General features: G+C 59.7%; 10 protein-coding genes and 1 pseudogene. 7 read left to right on the forward strand and 4 right to left on the reverse strand.

Annotation, left to right across the window (positions count from 1 at the left end):
- Positions 1-5 precede the first annotated feature (5 nt).
- Positions 6-2177, reverse strand: a complete 2172-nt coding sequence (locus tag J2X24_RS14950) for a TonB-dependent receptor (protein WP_209723360.1) — start codon at positions 2175-2177, stop codon at positions 6-8.
- A gap of 506 nt (positions 2178-2683) precedes the next feature.
- On the opposite strand from J2X24_RS14950, the gene J2X24_RS14955 reads away from it, so the two are divergent.
- A complete protein-coding gene (locus J2X24_RS14955) occupies positions 2684-5512 on the forward strand; it encodes a PAS domain S-box protein (RefSeq protein WP_209723363.1) in 2829 nt (942 codons plus the stop codon).
- Between the two features lie 44 nt (positions 5513-5556).
- Here the strand turns inward: J2X24_RS14955 and J2X24_RS14960 are convergent, their stop codons facing one another.
- Entirely contained in the window at positions 5557-6138 is a 582-nt protein-coding gene (locus J2X24_RS14960) for a response regulator (RefSeq protein WP_209723367.1), read from the reverse strand.
- Positions 6139-6331: 193 nt separating this feature from the next.
- Here J2X24_RS14960 and J2X24_RS14965 point away from each other — a divergent pair, with 193 nt between their 5' ends.
- The 4 genes from J2X24_RS14965 (at position 6332) to J2X24_RS14980 (ending at position 12535) form a co-directional block, all read left to right on the forward strand.
- The gene (locus J2X24_RS14965; protein ID WP_209723370.1) at positions 6332-7504 is read left to right on the forward strand and encodes a TadE/TadG family type IV pilus assembly protein; all 1173 of its coding nucleotides are present in this window, start codon (positions 6332-6334) and stop codon (positions 7502-7504) included.
- 169 nt (positions 7505-7673) lie between these two features.
- Positions 7674-7862, forward strand: a complete 189-nt coding sequence (locus J2X24_RS22955) for an excalibur calcium-binding domain-containing protein (RefSeq protein WP_404977834.1) — start codon at positions 7674-7676, stop codon at positions 7860-7862.
- A gap of 654 nt (positions 7863-8516) precedes the next feature.
- On the forward strand, positions 8517-9806 hold the full coding sequence (locus tag J2X24_RS14975) for an FG-GAP repeat domain-containing protein (protein WP_209723376.1): 1290 nt from the start codon (positions 8517-8519) through the stop codon (positions 9804-9806).
- Between the two features lie 101 nt (positions 9807-9907).
- Positions 9908-12535: a TonB-dependent receptor gene (locus J2X24_RS14980; RefSeq protein ID WP_209723378.1), complete on the forward strand. Its 2628-nt coding sequence runs from the start codon at positions 9908-9910 to the stop codon at positions 12533-12535.
- A 95-nt stretch (positions 12536-12630) separates the two neighbouring features.
- Here the strand turns inward: J2X24_RS14980 and J2X24_RS22645 are convergent, their stop codons facing one another.
- Positions 12631-12831: an SMR family transporter gene (locus J2X24_RS22645; protein ID WP_245344724.1), complete on the reverse strand. Its 201-nt coding sequence runs from the start codon at positions 12829-12831 to the stop codon at positions 12631-12633.
- Between J2X24_RS22645 and J2X24_RS14985 the strand changes: the two are divergent.
- Positions 12775-13107, forward strand: a pseudogene (locus J2X24_RS14985) (transposase); the annotation flags it as partial. The gene J2X24_RS22645 and the pseudogene J2X24_RS14985 sit on opposite strands and share 57 nt — an antisense overlap.
- 315 nt (positions 13108-13422) lie before the next feature.
- Here the strand turns inward: J2X24_RS14985 and J2X24_RS14990 are convergent.
- A complete protein-coding gene (locus tag J2X24_RS14990; protein WP_209723381.1) occupies positions 13423-14421 on the reverse strand; it encodes a retropepsin-like aspartic protease in 999 nt (332 codons plus the stop codon).
- Positions 14422-14642: 221 nt separating this feature from the next.
- Between J2X24_RS14990 and J2X24_RS14995 the strand changes: the two genes are divergently transcribed.
- Positions 14643-17558 (forward strand): glycoside hydrolase family 31 protein, encoded by a 2916-nt coding sequence (locus J2X24_RS14995; RefSeq protein ID WP_209723384.1) that lies wholly within the window; start codon positions 14643-14645, stop codon positions 17556-17558.
- The last annotated feature ends 13 nt before the right edge of the window (positions 17559-17571 follow it).

The raw sequence follows: 17571 nt of genomic DNA on the forward strand, positions 1-17571 counted from the left end.
TCGGACTAGTACTTAACGCTGAGGCTGAGATACGCGCTGCGCGGCGCACCCGGGGTGATGTTGGTGTCGCTGTGTGCGTTCGGATAATATTCCGTATCCGCCAGGTTCTCGACATTGAGCTGGAGTTGCAGCTTGTCCGAAATGGCCCAGTAGACGGCCCCATCGATGCGGGTGTAGTCGTCGAGCGTCACGTCGTTGCTGATGCCGGCGAAGGACTTGTCGCGGTAAAGAACGCCGATGGCCGCGCCCCATTTCGGTGAGATGTCGTAGCGGTTCCAGACGCTCAAGGTATTTTTCGGCGTCTGCGCCAGGAATTTGCCTGCGGGCGTGGTGCCAACGGCCTGGACCGTCTTGGCATCCTGATAGGCATAGGCTGCTATGACCTGCCATTTGTCGGTGATCTGGCCGTTCAACGACAGCTCAACGCCCTCGATGCGCTGCGAGTCACCCGGCAGCAGGATCAGCTTGGTGCTGTCGGCCGGGTCGGTGATCGAGGCATTGCTGCGGTTCAGTTGGTAGACCGAACCTGTGACCGTCAGCGTCGGGCTAATGTCCCATTTGGCGCCGATTTCGGTATTCTTGAACTCTTCCGGATCGAGTGCCTGGTTGGAGACGCTGAGCGACGCCAGTTGCTCACCCGAACGCGGTAGGTAGGTGATGCCATAGCTGGCATAGATAGAGGCGTTGGCGACGGGCTTGTAGATCAGTCCCACGCGAGGGGAGACCAGGTTGTCGGTCGAAGACAGATGGCGGGTGGCCGGGGTCGTGGCGCGCAGATTGGTCGTTTCGGCCTCAAAGCGGTCATAGCGAACGCCGATGACGGCCTGCCACTGGTCGTTGAAGGCGATCTGGTCCTGAAGGTACAGGGCGGCAACATTGACGACGCCGGTGTTAAGCGCGTCTGATGCAGATTGGGCAAACGTGACCGGCATATTTATGGTCGGTGACGACAGGCTGACGACGCAGTTGGCCGCCGTGCTGCCGGCCAGACAGGTGCTATTCGGCAGGCTGAACGAACCGGTTTCGCGGCGGTTGTCGGTTTCCTGCCTGCCGATTTCGACGCCGGCCAGAAGCGTATGCGCAATGCTGCCGGTGTTGGCGGTAAAGATCAGGTCGGTCTGATTGAAGGCGTTGTCGCGGACGGTTGATTGGTTATAGGCCTGAATGCCCACCGTCGTGCCCGCCGCGTTGACATTGGCCGGAAAGACGTTCTGGTAGAACTTGTCGTAATTGGCCAGGCGCGTGCGGTTGCGTAGGGTAACGCCATTGTCGAAGCGGTGATCGACAAACGCCTGGAAGGCGTTGACCTCGGAGAAGGTCGGGCTGCGCGTCGGATCGCCGAAGAAGGTCGAACGGTCGGTATCGACCGGATGGCGGGTGCCGCCGGTGGCGACGCTGAAGCTTGGGATGCCGCGATCGGCGACGCGCTCGTCCTTGTAGAACTCATAGCCGATCGTGATCAGGGTGGCGTCGCGGGGACGGAAGGCCAGGGTCGGGTTGAAGCCCTGGCGCTTATAGGTCACGCCGTCGCGATAGCTTTCGGAGTCCTCATACAGGCCGGCGAGGCGGAACGACACTTCGCTGGTCAGGTTGTGACCGAAATCGACCGTGGCGCGCTTCTTGTTGAACGAACCCAACTGGACATTCAGGCGGCCGAACTCGGTAAAGTCGGCGACCTTGGTGACGCGGTTGAGCAAGCCGCCGGGGCTGCCACGGCCGAAAATCATGGCGTTCGGGCCCTTGAATGCCTCGATGCGCTCGATGTTGTAGGTGTCGCGGAAATACTGAACGTCGTCGCGGATGCCGTCGACAAACAGGTCGGCGGTGTTGGAGTTGCCGCGGAAGACCAGGCCGTCGCGATTGCCTTCGCCCTGCGTCGCGCCAAAGCCCGGTACGTAGCGGACGGCTTCGGCCATCGACTGGATGTTCTGGTCGTTGATCTGCTTCTCGCCGATGACCGAGACCGACTGCGGCACGTTCAGCAGCTCTGTGTCGGTCTTGGTGCCGGTGGTGGTGATCTTCGGATTATAGGCGGTGCGCTCCCCCTTGATGACGACCGGAGAGCCTTCGGCCTCGGCTTCGGCGTATGCGAACGCCGGCAGGGCGACCAGCATCAGGGCGGTACCGGCCAGGAGACAGGTCGCGGCTTTGCGGCGATTGGAGAGTTGCTTTATCACGGAGGAGGCCCCTTCACTTTTTGCGAATGTGTTGCATTGTTAGTGGGCGCTAACATTCGTGATAATGCGTCGCAATCAACTTTGCTGAAACTTTATGATTTGTAATCCGCCTTTGAAATTGAACGCATCTTGGCGTAATATTCGCGTCACAATAAGATTTCAGGTGGTTCGTAGGCCGGAGATTTTACGGGACATACGTGCCATTGTGTCCGCCCGATGACGGCAACCCATCGACATCCTGAATGAGGTCGCCGAGACGTTAAGTTTTACAACTACTTTGGAACATGGTGTAAACCGCCACTTTCCCAGTTCCAGCGGCTACTCCCAGCGACTTGCACAGCCTAACTACATACCCAGTAAGCTATATGCACGCGGGAACCTTAACGGTAAGATTTCAAACTCATTGAATCTTTATAAGTAATCCACAATTCAAGTCGGTCCGGCCGTATGGCCAAATGGGACGTGCATGTGCGAGACAAGCATGGCGGACTCTATGGGGGGCGCCGATGAAGGACGAAAATCGACCTGCGGGATCAATCGAAGCCAATGCCAGGCTGGCCGCAATCGTCGAGTCATCTGACGATGCAATCGTCAGCAAAACGCTTGAGGGTGTGATTACGTCATGGAACGCTGCGGCCGAGAAAATCTTCGGTTACGCTGCGGATGAGGCTATCGGGCAGCATATCACGCTGATAATTCCCGAAGACCGCCTGGGTGAAGAGGCCGAGATCATGTCCCGCATTCGGTCGGGCCAGCGTGTCGATCACTTCGAAACCATCAGGCGTAGGAAATCTGGCGAACACATCCAGATATCGGTCACGGTATCGCCAATCAAAGGCGATAATGGGCAGATTATTGGTGCGTCCAAAGTTGCCAGAGATATCAGTTCAGCGAAAAAGGTTGAGGCAGAGCTGGCCGCCCGGACGAATCAGCTTGAAGCCCTGACCAACTTACTGCCCCAAATGGTGTGGGCGGCTAATGCCGGCGGACGACTCGACTTCATCAATACGCACGCTCAAGCATATGCCGGCAATGTCCGTCTAGTGGATGGTGTCTATCAGTGGCAGGAGGTCATGCATCCTGACGACCTTGAGCCCGGCGTAGAGGCTTGGACGAAAAGTGTTGAGACAGGCGCCAGCTTCGAGATAGAGCAGCGCATCTTCCATCAACCAACCCAGACCTACCGTTGGAATTTGTCCCGTGCCTTGCCGGTACGCGACAACGACGGACGCATTACACGCTGGTTCGGCACCAGCACCGACATCGAAGATCAGAAACAGTCCGCGAAACGAAGCGAAGAAGAGCGCGAGATCGTTACCGCGCTATACGAGGTCGGCGAGGCGTTTACGACAAAGGAACTTGCCGACGCTGTCCAGGTTGCGACGGACGTGGCGACGCGGCTTACGGGGGCGGAGTTCGGTGCTTTCTTCTACAATGTCGAAAACCAGGATGGAGAAAGCTATACGCTCTACACCATCTCAGGCGTCGATCGCGCGCACTTCGACAAATTCCCGATGCCGCGCAACACGGCCATCTTTGCGCCAACCTTTTCCGGTGAGAAGGTTGTGCGCTATGACGACGTGACACAGCAGGCGCACTATGGCCAGAACGCGCCGCGCAAAGGGATGCCCGAGGGCCACCTCCCAGTGCGCAGCTATCTGGCCGTACCTGTCATGTCGAAGGGCGGTGAAGTCCTGGGCGGGCTCTTCTTCGGTCATCCTTCGCCGGGCGTGTTCAGTGACCGAGGGGAGCGGATTGCGCGTGCTGTCGCTGCCCAGGCTGCGACGGGTATCGAAAGCGGTCGCCTGTTGCAACGCGTTCAACATAGTGAGCGCCAATTCAAACACCTGGCAAACGCCATCAACCCCATGGTCTGGGTGACGCGCGCCGACGGCAGCCTCGAATATTTCAACGATCGCTGGTATGAGTTCACAGGAGACACACCGGGCGCAACCGGTCGCGAAAGCTGGGCCGACCTTGTTCATCCTGAGGATCTCGAGCGGGTCATCGGTCAATGGCGCGACAGTGTGCTGACAGGGGAATCCTATGAAATTCAGTATCGCCTTCGCCACGTCGACGGTACTTTCCGGTGGGTACTTGGCCGGGCGACGGCCGAGCGCGGCGAAAACGGTCATATACTGAGGTGGTACGGCACCAGCACAGATATTCAGGATCTGGTCGACGCCCGTCATCGGGCTGAAGAAGCTAACATAGCGAAATCGGATTTCCTGGCCAATATGAGCCACGAAATCCGGACGCCAATGAATGCCGTAATCGGCTTGTCGACCATCCTGGCTAATTCTCAGCCTTTGACCGAGAAGCAGCGTCAGTACATCCGCACACTGCAGTTGAGCGCCGACAGCCTGCTGGCGCTTATCAACGACCTGCTGGATATCGCCAAGATCGAAGCGCGGACGGTTGAACTCGAGCACATTCCGTTCAGCCTGCCGCGATTGCTGCAGGAAGTGACAAGCATGATGGCTGTGCAGGTGCGGCAGAAGGGTCTGAAGTTCACAGCATCCGGCGACTGTGCGGACAATCATTTCTTTCTGGGTGACCCTACGCGGTTGCGCCAGATCGTTACGAATCTGTGCTCGAACGCCATAAAGTTCACGTCCGACGGCGGCATACATATCTCCATCGACTGCCATCAGACGGATCGGCCGCACGTGGAAACGGTCTGCATTGCGGTAAGAGACACAGGGATTGGGATCACTCCCGAGAAGATACAGTCCATTTTCGATAAGTTCGTCCAGGCCGATAGCAGTATCAGCCGGCGCTACGGGGGCACCGGTCTTGGGCTTGCAATCACCAAGACCTTGACCGAGCTTATGGGCGGCACCATCAGTGTGAAAAGTGAGTTCGGCAAAGGATCGACCTTTACCGTCTGCATTCCGATGGAGATCGCAACCCAGCACGAGGCGCCCGACGTCAACCTGTCGAGCTTAATCGAGCAGACCCTGGATGAAAAACTGCGGCCAGTTGTTCTGTTGGTCGAAGACTTCGAGCCGAACATTCTTGTCGCCAGCACGTTCCTGGAAGGTTTCGGGTACCGCGTCGACGTTGCCCATAATGGGCTGGAGGCGTTTGAAAAAGCGAAGTCCAACGAATACGTCGCTGCGCTGATGGACGTTCAGATGCCTGGCCTCAACGGGCTCGATGCTACAAAGATGATCCGTGCTCATGAACAGAAATCCGGCAGGGCGCGTCTTCGGATTGTCGGCATGACCGCCCATGCAATGTCCGGCGACAAGGAGCGTTGCCTTGCCGTTGGCATGGACGATTACATCGCCAAACCATTTAATCCTGCGGAGCTTCAGTCAAAGTTGCTATAGCGGAGCTCAGTCGGCCGAAAAGCGGGTAACGGCTCCACATCGTTCTAGGTGCAAGTCGATACCAGGGTCACCGCGGCCGAAAGCTCCAATGCTAGCCTTTGCATTTCCTCTGCTTGCGGCTGGACGGCGGCCCGCTCAAGGCGCCTGATAGCCCTGTCGAGTATCTCGCGGTGCGCGGCGTTGGCCTGTTGGAGATTTTTGAGCGTCTGTCTAACGAGCGCTTCTTCGCGATTGGCACGCAGTACGTAGGACAATTGGTGCGCGATAAGGCGCCAATTCAGCGGCTTTACCACGAAAGATGTTGCGCCCGAAGCATAGGCTTTATCGACAGAGTCCATATCTTCGCGCCCTGTTGCAACAACGATGGGCAAGTGGCGCAGCCGTGTATCGGCACGAACAAGCCCAATAAGTTCGAAGCCGTCCATGATTGGCATGTCCAGATCGACAAGGGCAATGTCGAATTCCAAGCGCGTGAGGAGATGCAGGGCTTCAGCTCCATCGCCAGCAGTGACGACGGAGACCTTATCCGATTTCAGATTGCAGACTGCGAATTCGCGAAGGATCGGATCGTCATCAACGACCAACAGACGCGATCTTTCAAACTGCGTAAAATGCTGACTGGGCATGAATTGCTCACAATAGCCTGATCTATTTTTTTAACACCATGTGGTTAAGACCCGATTATCGATATTTGTCCCTTGATGTTAACCATTCGGACTGAGCAGATATTCATTTTTCCACAGTAACATCCGGTATATGTTCACTACTGTACACTCGATGGTTAAGCGCTTTATCCGAAATACTCGCGGCAATGTCGCCATGATTAGCGGCCTTTGCGCTGTGCCTGTGATGTTCGCAGTCATGGGCACATTGGAGATCGCCAATACGTCTAACCAGCGTGCCAAACTCCAAGAAGCGGTGGATGAAGGCGCGCTTACGGGAGCTGGCCGTTTGTCCTTTGTCAGCACCGGCGGCACTCAGATCGCTCAGGATGCAGCGATCGCGACGGCGCGGCAGGTGGCGGCAAACGCTGGCGTAAAGGCTAATGTGCAATATGCAGCAGCCATTGCAGCGGACCGAAGTTCTCTAACCCTCGATGCCGTAGCCGACCATAAGGCCATGATCGGGTTCATGGGGTTTGGCAACCAGACCCTTCATGTGCATGCTACGGCTGAGAACTTGGGCTCGATACCCCTTTGTGTCCTGCAGACGAAAGAGGGAAAGGGCGGCATCGATGTAGGTGACAGTTCTCGTATCCGCGCGACAGGCTGTGCTGTTCACGCCAACGCCAACATCGTCGTCAAGGGCGGGGCCATGATCCAGGCCGACAAGACGCAAGCCGTAGGCACTGTGTCAGGCTCGATGTCGCCAGCCGGACAAGCCGGCGCGCTACGCATCCCAGATCCCTTTGCTGACATGCCGCTCTCGCCGCCGATTGAGTGCAATGGCAAGGCGCAAAAGATCAAGAACGAGAAGGGCACCACGCTTTATCTGCCGGCGGGCGTGCACTGTGAACGTTACATCATCGAGAAAGATGCCACCCTTATCTTGCAACCGGGTGATCACTGGTTCATGGACGACCTCGACGCCAAGGAAAACGCCATTATTCGCGGAGACGACGTGACATTGATCTTCGGATCGACAAAGAAGATAAATTTCGCGGATCGTGCCGAAGTCCAGCTTGGCGCCCGTAAGAGTGGTCCCTATGCCGGCTTTCTGATTCTGACGACGAGAGAAAACGTCGAGGAGTTCACGATCGGTTCGGACCGGGTCTCAAAGCTCTTAGGCACCATCTATATCCCGAGCGCCAAACTGATCGTGTCGACGGCCGGCAATGTAGCTCAGGATTCAGCCTGGAGCATTATCGTCGCTGAAACTCTATCATTGAGGAAGAACCCGACCCTCGTCATAAACAACAACTATGTCGGTTCAGGCGTACCGGTGCCGCAAGGTGTCGGTCCAAACCGCAATGCACCCCGGTTGTCGAAATAGTGTCACGCAACAGCTTCAGGATTAACGTCGGTCAACCACGCCTGCTAACGCTGGCTTCATCGCTCCATGATGTACTGAACTCATTTGCAGTCAGGGATGCCGCAACATGCGCAACGGTATTTTGAAACGGGCCGACCTAAAATTCATGTTGGCCGCTTGCGCGGTCATAATGGTGGGTACCGTTGTATGGATCGGCGCCAATGTGTCAGAACGTTCGGGGGCACAAGCAGGATATGCGACCTGTGGCGAGGCGCGAAAAGACGGGGCGACGCCCTTGTATAGCTGGGAGGCTAAATATCGGGTTGGGCTGGACCGTGACGGAAACGGCGTAGCCTGCGAGCCCGGTGGCAAGGGCTGAGGCTATAGTTCTAGTCTAATATACTAACGACGCCTCCGTCCGTCGAAGGATCACTCAAGCCGCAGCAAGCCGAGCGCCCAAGCTGTTGGACGGCTTTGCCTACGGCACCGATCCCATCAAGACGTGAATCTTTGCTGCCAAACTTCTTCAGCGGCAATCGAACGGCTTCAGTTTCTACTAGGGCGCCAGTTGGCATCGCTACTTTACGCCCTAAATGCGCGATAACAATACTTATCGCGTGTAATGGGTCTGCGATTTCCCATAAGCTTTCATATGAGCTGATGTCCGCTTACGGGCAACTAGATCCAATACGTAAATGTCGCAGTTCCATTTCGGCTTATGGCGCGTCTGCACCTATATGGGGTGCCAAACTACCTCGAATAGAGTTAGATTTTCCCTGCAGGCGGATTAATATTTCTGCCTTGCTATAATTCCTAGTCAACGACATTTAATTCGGCAACCGCGTACCCTTGGACAGACTTCAGGATCGCCGGCGTCTTTTCCAGAAAGTATGGGTAATTCATGTCGGTGCCTTCTACTGGGAGTCCCTTGAGGACTCGTAGCGGGCCTGCGTTTGCTTCTAAGCGGCGGGGGCCTCTGTCTTTCATTTCGGCTGCCATCCTGACCACGGCTCTGTCGTGGCACGGGCTGGCCATGGCCCAACCGCAAATCAAGCCACCCCAGGGCAAGCCGTGGGCACGCCACGCCATTGAAAACCGCCTGTTCGGCTCCGACGGCACGCGCATTCAGGACGTCAACCGCGACGGCCTGCCCGACATCATCGGCTCGTGGGAAAATGCCAAGCTGACCGGCATCTATTTCCATCCCGGTTATGACAAGGTCCGCGACCGCTGGTCCAGCGTCATTATCGGCTCGACGCCTGACGCCGAAGAAGCCCTGCTGGTCGATCTCGACAATGACGGCCAGTTCGACGTCGTGTCCAGCCAGGAGCGCGGCTCAGAACGCATCGTCGTCTACTGGGGCCCCACGGACGCAAAGCTGGTGCGCGACCCGCTGGAATGGCGCGGCGAGGCCATCCCGGTCAGCAAAAACCTGTCGCAGTGGATGTATGCCGAACCCTTGCAGGTCGATGGCAAGAACGGCATCGACCTGGTCGTCGGCGGCAAGAACTACAACAAGGACCAGACAGCGGTGCTGGGCTGGCTGGAAGCCCCTGCCAATGCCCGCGACCTGTCGGCGTGGCGATGGCACGAACTGACGAAAGTGTCGTGGGTGATGTCGATCGAGATCGCCGACCTCAACGGCGATGGTTTCGATGACATCCTCTATACCGACAAGCACGGTCCGGGCGTCGGCGCCTGGTGGCTGGAACATCCCGCCAGCCACGATCCTAAAATCCTGGCCCAGCCGTGGACACGGCACCGCCTGACGCCCGATCCGGCCACCCTGTCCGGCGCCATGTTCCTGACCGTCGCCGACCTCGACAAGGACGGCCTGACCGACGTCTTGTCGGTCGTCGATTATCCGCGCACCGGCCCCGATCAGCCCGATCATGAACGCCGCGCCGTCCTGTGGCACCGCCGGCTCGACGCATCGGGCCTTAGTTGGGAAACCCACCGCATCGCCGTGCCGCCCAAGACCGCCCAGCCGAAAGGCATTGCCGTCGGCGACCTTGACGCAGACGGCCGCAATGAAATCGTCCTGACCAGCACCGGCGCCGAAGGCGACCTGATCGGCACCTATTACCTCAGCTACGACAAGACGCCGACCGAAGCGGTGTGGACCGCCCACGACATCGCCGGCCCCGAAGGCGTCAAGTACGACGTCGTCCACCTGATCGATATCGATGGCGACGGCGACCTGGACGTCCTCAGCAACGACGAAAAGGAAGGCGGGGCAGGGCAGGGCCTGGGGATCATCTGGTACGAAAATCCCCTGCATTCCCCGCCACCGGCAAAGCCCGCAGCACCCGAAAAGAAATAAGGAGCGCCTCGCGTATCTTTTTTTTCGCGATGTCCAAGCGGAAAACCGCTGACACTTTTCCGCACATCGCTCGTAACCGCACACACACAGAAGACAAAACCATGAAAACCAACCTTGTCGCGATCCGCGCGTTCGGATCGTTCTGCGCCCTTGCGCCCCTGATGATGGCCGCCTCTCCCTCAGCGCAAGCCGCCGCACCCACCGCCGAGGCCTCTGAACCCGTCGTCATCCAGGGCTATCGCGATGGCCGCGACCGGTCGCTGAACCAGAAGAAGAAGCAGACCAATATTTCCGACCGCGTGTCGGCGGACGCCATCGGCAACCTGCCCGACCGCAATGTCGCCGAAGCCATTGCCCGCGTGCCGGGCGTCAGCCTGTCGCTGGAACAGGGCGAAGGCCGCTATATCAGCATCCGCGGCATCGATCCCAACCTCAACCAGGTCCAGGTCGATGGCGCGACAGCGGCCGCGCCCGGCGGATCACGCCTTGGCCGCGCCGTGCCGCTCGACACGCTGGGCCTGGCGCAGATCAGCCAGATCGAAGTCATCAAGAGCGTGACGCCTGATCTTGACGCCAATTCGCTGGGGGGCACGCTGTCGATCAAGACGGTCAGCCCGTTCAGCCGCCCTGAAGGCCTGATCTCGGCCCAGGTCGCCGCCAATCACAGCGGATCGACCGGCACGACCGGCCCCGAAGTCCGCCTGACCTTTTCCGACGTCCTGGGCGCCAGCCAGAAATGGGGCATAGCCGCCGCGCTGAGCTTTGAGGAACGCGATTACGCCAACCACTGGGTGCAGAGCGCCGGCTGGGAACAGCGCACGGTCAACGGCATCACCACCTATCTGCCCGGCAGTTTCGAGATCAAGCCCGAGGAAGGCAATCTGCGCCGCTTAGGCGGCAATATCGCGCTGGAATACCGGCCGGACGACAGCCTGCGCCTGTTCCTGCGCGGCAACTATTCGACAACGCGGCGGGTGGAGCACACGGTTGAAACCGTATTCAACGTCAGCAATTCGGCCGCCAATGTCCAGCTCGACACGGCGACCACCGGCGTGTTCCGCGCCGCCGGTGTCCGCCCGGAACGGAGGGATTTCCGCGTCCGCAAGGACCAGCAGCTTCTGGTCCTGTCGACAGGCTTTGAAAAGGTCGCGGGTGATTTCACTTTTGAATCGCTGGTGACGTGGTCGGCGGCCAAGGAAGAAACGCCGTACAACAACGTCCTGGCCTTCCGCGCCGGCACCGGGGCCACCGGGCCGATCGCCTTTGACATCGGCGCTTTTGACTTCGTGCGCTGGGAAGCCGACTACACCCAGGACACGGCGTCGGACTATCCGCTGCGCCGCACGCGTGAAGATTTCGGCCTGGTCGATGAAACTACCGCCACGGCGAAATTCGACGTCACATGGGCGCCGTCCGGCTGGGCCAGCCACGACGCCTACATCAAGGCGGGCGTCAAGCACACGCGCCGCGACCGCGCCGTCGACATGGAGTCGCGCCGCTATATCCCGGTCGGCAACTGGCGGCTGAGCCAGATCGGTGTCCTGCCGGCGGAAAGCGCCTATGACGACCGCTATTCGGCGGGCTTTGTCCTCGACCACGACGCCACCTTTGCCTACATCAAGGCCAATCCCGCCCTGGTCAGCTTCGACGTGCTGGAATCGGCGCGCAATTCGATCGAAGACGATTACGATATCGATGAGACCATATCGGCCGCCTATGTGCTGGGCACGGCGACCTTTGGCCGGCTGACGATCCTAGGCGGCCTGCGCTGGGAAGGCACCGAAGCCACGATCCGCGCCGTCGAAGCACGCTTTGACAAAGGGGTCTTCCTCGGCCACTTCCCGGCCTCGGGCGCTACGACCTATGACCGCATCTTCCCGAACCTTCAGGGCGTGTTCCGCATTACCGACGACCTGCAACTGCGCGCCGCCGTCACCCGCACGATCGGCCGGCCGGCCTATGAAGACGCCCGGCCATTGTCGAACTTCACCTATGAGACACTGGGCGCTTCGGCGCTCAACCCGACCTTTGGCTATACCGGCACACTTAGCATCGGCAATCCGGACCTGAAACCGTTCGATGCCCACAATCTCGACGTCTCGCTCGACTGGTATACGTCGAACCGGGGCCTGGTCAGCATCGCCGCCTTCCGCAAGGAGATCGACGATCCGATCTATGGCTATTCCGACACCCGCACCAACACCACCCACAACGGTATCGGCCTTGAAACCCTGCGCGTCACCAGCACGCGCAATGCCGACCAGGCGACGATCGACGGCGTGGAGCTGAACATCTACCAGCCGTTTTCCTTCCTGCCGGCGCCGTTCGATGGCCTGGGCATCGATGCCAACCTGACGGTGATCTCTTCCGACGTCACCGTGCCGACGCGGCCGGGCGAAGCCTTCTCCTTCTTCCGCCAGCCTGACCAGATCCAGAATGTCACCCTGTTCTACGAAAAGGGCAATGTGTCGGGCCGGGTGGCGTGGAACCACACAGGCGAGCAGCTCTATACTCTGGGGTCGAACATCCGCAACGATGAGTACCGCCGCCCGCGCTCCCAGGTCGATGCCCTGCTGCGCTATATGCTGAGCCCGAAATACGCCCTGACCGTTTCGGCGCGCAACCTGACCAAAGAGCCCGAACAGTTCAGCTATGGCATCAAGAGCCTGATCCGCACCAGCCGCCTGATCGACCAGGATGTGACGGTCAGCATCAGCGCCGCCTTTTAGAGCGGCGTACGGAAAGATGTGAGCGATATTTTTTTAGTATCTCTAAAAAACAAACGACTAGAGCATGGTGCGGTTTGATGTAACCGCACCATGCTTTAAGCAACCGACTTCGAAAACACCTTGATGACGACGGTGCCTGTCAGGATCAGGCCGATGCCAAGCAGCGCAGGCAGATCAAGAATCTGGCGGTAGACCAGATAGCCGATCACCGAAATGACGACGATGCCGACGCCCGACCAGAAGCATTCGAACGCGGCCGGGATTTCGGTGCCTGGCTCGGCTTGGTGCCCAAGCAATTCAGTACCGGCGGAAGATCGATCCTTGGCGGCATTTCCAAACGCGGCAGTCGATATCTTCGAACCCTATTCGTCCAAGCTGCCCGGGTACTGTTGATGCGGCCACAGAACTGGCCCAAGTTTAGCTTCGGGAGCTGGCTCACCAATGCCGCTACGCGAATGCATCGAAACAAGCTCGCCGCTGCGCTCGCCAACAAACTCGCCCGCATTACCTGGAGTGTGCTGAGTTCCGGTAAGGCTTTCGATACCCACAGAATCGAGGTGGAGGCTATCTAAGCAATCTACCTCTCCCGAGTTCGCGAATGAGAAATGCATGGAACGGATTCATAGACGCACCCTGAGTCAGGTGGCCCTTATGGTTGCCAAACAACCTGTCCGCTAATGAGACCAAAGGTGCGTGCGTATACCCATCAAGGCCACGGCTCGCATGCCGATCGACAGGCCGAATACATATCAGCGACTTCCGCTTTCCACTTATGAACTCACTTGCGATCAGCAGCCGGTCCATACATTAGGGCCAAGTGCAGACACCCTGTCGCTAACTCTCTACAACGCCTGACGACCAAAATATTGCCAGACTGGGCAGCGGCTTTACGCCGTCTCGATGCTGACGCCCGGCACGGGTTGCGGGGGCGCGAGGCTGAGTTCGAAGCGGATGTCCCTGGCGCGGTAATCCAGCGTCACCGAAGCGAATTGGCGCAGATAGTCCATTCCGATCAGAAGGGACGGGCGCGACTTCGTCTTCCACGCCGCAAATTCCGGCACATCGGCAATAACCAGCGTGCCGTTGGTAAAGGCCAGGTTCTGCAACCTGATGCGGCCGATCGGCACGACCTGGCCGGTGATCTCACCGCCCGTGACGCCGGTCAGGGTGACATTGGCCTGGGGCGCGAAGATCTTGCTGCGGTTGGAGACGGCCTTCATCAGCGAGACATTGCCGACGCTGACCTCGGCGCCGGTGTCGATAAAGGCGATGGCGGCGACGCTGTCGACCAGGCAATCCATGACCTTCAGATAGCCGCCGCTGCCCTTGGCGCGGACGTGGGTGACGTCGGGGCGTTTGGCTTCGGTCGGATCGGATGGTTCTTCGATACGGATGGCGCGGTCGGCGAAGTCGAAGGTGACACGCGTGTCGTTGATGACGTCCAGCCCCAGGTAGCCGTCATTATAGACGGAGGCGCGCGGCAGGACGGGCAGGGACAGGTTGCTGCGGCGGAACGGGCCGAAGGCGAGGTCGCTGATCTGGACGGTCGGGGCCGGGACGCGGCGCGTCAGGCCTGACACCATGACATTGCGCCCCAGCGACAGGCCCAGTCTGGCGGCGACGTCGTCCGACAGGATCGAGCGTTCGGCGGCCGTATCGACGACAAAGCGGAACGGGCCCTTTCCGTTGATCATGACCTCGATGGTCAGGCGTTGCGACGGATCTTCGCGGGCGGTCAGGCGGACGCCTTTTTTGCCGTCTGATTCGAGCTGCCTGGCGCCCTGGGCGTTGACGACCTGGCTGAGGGCGGTAGGCGGCATCAGCCCGAGGCCAAGCCCCGCTGCCAATAAGCCGCGCCGTGGCCAGCCTCCATCGCTGTTCGTCATGTTCAACCCCCTGATGGCGCTCTGCCGGCGCGTCTTGATGCTGACTGTAACACTGTTCCGCCAAAGCGCCAGACTGTGTCAGTAGGCTGAAAAAGGCATTAGTCTGACAATTGAAGTGCTCGCCGAACCGTGTTAGCGGTATCAGAGAGCCGCACTCAAGAGTGCGGCCGCCACACAAAGCCCGGCGTTTTGCGATGCCGGCGACATGAAAGAGGAAACCTATGAAGACGCGCGTCATGATATCCGCCCTTGCCTTGCTGGCCGCCATTGCGGGGCAGGCCTGCGCCGCCCCGGGCCGTGCGCTGGATGCCAATGGGCACTTTGCCCTGGCGGCTCCGGCGTCCAGCGCAGCGTTTTCCTTTGTTCCGGTGGAAGGCGGCGTCCAGGTCCGCATCGGCGCGGTCGCCAAGAACATCATCTTTTACGGTCCGAAGACCGTGCGGGTGAACACCACGCTGGGGGAAAATTACTGGAAGCATCCCAGCATCGTCGTGATCGACAAGCCGGACAATATTGGCTTCACGACGCAGGAGACGGCGACGACGCTGACCCTGAAAAGTGCCGGCCTGAGCGTCATCATCGACAAGGCGACTGGCGCGGTGACCTTCACCGACGCGAGCGGCAAGGTCTACACGCAGGAAAAGCAGGCCGCGCCGCAGAGCCTGAACCGGATCGAGATTTCCGGCGCGCCGACCTATGAGGCGCAGAACACCTTCCAGCTCAAGCCGGAGGAGGCGATCTACGGCTTTGGCTTTGTGGGGCAGGGCGAGCTGAACCGGCGCGGCAAGAACCTGCTGCTGGTCCAGACCAATATCGGCATCGTCATTCCGGTCATGGTGTCGTCGGAGCGCTATGGCATCCTGTGGGATACCTACTCAAAAATGCGCTTCAGCGATTCTGACGCCGGTGCGACCCTGTGGGCCGAAAGCGCGCCGGGCGGGGTCGACTACTACTTCATGGCCGGCGACACGATGGACGCGGTCGTTGGCGGTTACCGCGAACTGACCGGCCAGGCGCCGATGTTCCCCAAGCAGGCGTTCGGACTGTTCATGAGCAAGGAGCGCTATCAGACCCAGGCGCGGCTGCTGGAGGTGGCAAAGACCTTCCGCCAGGAACAGTTCCCGCTCGATTACATCGTCCAGGACTGGCAGTACTGGGGCAGCGACAAGGACGGCACCTGGAGCGGGATGATCTGGAACCCCGAGCGTTTCCCGGATCCGAAAGGCGCGATCGACACGCTGCACGACATGAACCTGAAGCTGATGGTGTCGATCTGGCCGTCGGTCGGCAACGATACCGAACTGGCGCGCGATCTCGACAGCAAGAACCTGCGCTTCGAACCGCTGCACTGGATATCGAAAAAGGCGCGCATCTATGACGCCTTCAGCCCTGAAGGCCGGGCCACCTATTTCAAGCATGTGAAAAAGGGGCTTCTCGACGTCGGCGTCGATGCCCTGTGGATGGATGGCACGGAGGTCGAGGTCGGCACGGCGGTCCACGATGCCGGCGAGACCGAACGCGACATCAAGCTTCTGGGCAACAACGCGCTGGGGGATTTCACGCGTTATCTCAATCCCTATTCGCTGATGACGACGCAGGGGACCTATGACGGTCAGCGCGCCACCAGCAACAAGCGCGCTCTGACCCTGACGCGGTCGGCCTGGGCTGGCGCGCAGAGGACGGCGGCCGTCTCATGGTCCGGGGACACCTTCGCCAGCTGGAAGACGTTCGGCGAACAGATCGATGGCGGCGTCAATGTCACCATCACCGGCACGCCGTACTGGACGCAGGATACCGGCGGCTTCTTCGTCAAGGGACAGTTTCCCGAGGGCGAACAGAGCCCGGCCTATCGTGAGCTGTTCGCGCGCTGGGCCCAGTATGCGGCCTTCAACCCGCTGATGCGCATCCATGGCACCGACATCGAGCGCGAACCGTATATATTCAAGACGTTGGACCCGGAAGTTTACACGTCGCTGCGCGCTTCGGTCGACCTGCGCTATCGCCTGCTGCCATATACCTACGGCCTGAGCTGGCAGGTGACCCACAACGGCTACACGATGATGCGGGCGCTGCCGATGGACTTCCCCGAAGACCGGGGCGTCCATAATATCAATGACGCCTTCATGTTCGGACCGTCCTTCCTGGTCCATCCGGTGACGCGGCCGATGTACCGTTTCCTGGCGCCGCCAGCGCAGACCATTCCGGCGACGGCGCTGCGCACGCCGGACGGCAAGCCGGGCCTGGCCGGGCAGTATTTCGACGGGACCAATTTCGAAACGCCGAAGGGCAAGACGGTCGATGCCACAATCGACATGCGCTGGCCCGGGCCGCCGCTGACCGACATTCCGGCGGGCCTGACGGCGCTCAACAACTTCTCGGCGCGCTGGGAAGGCACGGTCATCGCGCCCGAAGACGGTGAGTACGAACTGGGCCTGGATGGCGATGACGGCCTGCGCCTGTTCGTCGACGGCAAGCTCCTGGTCGAGGACTGGAATTTCGGCGCGGCGCGCTATCGCGGCGGCAAGGTTACGCTCAAAAAGGGCCAGAGCGTCGCCCTTAAGCTGGAATACTTCCAGGGCGGCGGCAATCGCAGCCTGCGGCTGGCGTGGCGCACCCCCAGCCAGATCGCGGAAATGGCCAACCAAAAGACAGAGATCGACGCGAAGGTCACGACCTATCTGCCCAAGGGCGCCGGCTGGTACGACTTCTGGACGCAGGAACGCTTCGAAGGTGGCGCGTCGGTGAAGAAGACTGTGCCGCTCGACATCGTGCCGCTGTATGTCCGCGCTGGTGCGATCGTGCCGATGGGGCCAAAGGTGCAGTACGCCACCGAACAGCCGGGCGCCGATTACGAAGTCCGCGTCTATCCCGGCGCCGATGGCCGCTTCACCGTCTATGAGGACGACAACGAGACCTATAATTATGAGAAGGGGCAGTACGCTACCTATGAGATGGTCTGGGACGACGCCGGCCGCACCCTGTCGATCGGCGCGCGCAAGGGCAGCTATCCAGGCCTGGTCCAGAGCCGGAAACTGAACGTGGTGATTGTCGGAGCGGCAAACGCCGCGGGCATTTCACCGGCGGCCGTGACGAAGTCGGTGACCTACAGCGGCAAGGCGGTAAAGCTGACCTTTTAGGGTGCGACGGGCG

The organism is Asticcacaulis solisilvae (assembly GCF_017875235.1).
Taxonomy (GTDB): domain Bacteria; phylum Pseudomonadota; class Alphaproteobacteria; order Caulobacterales; family Caulobacteraceae; genus Asticcacaulis; species Asticcacaulis solisilvae_A.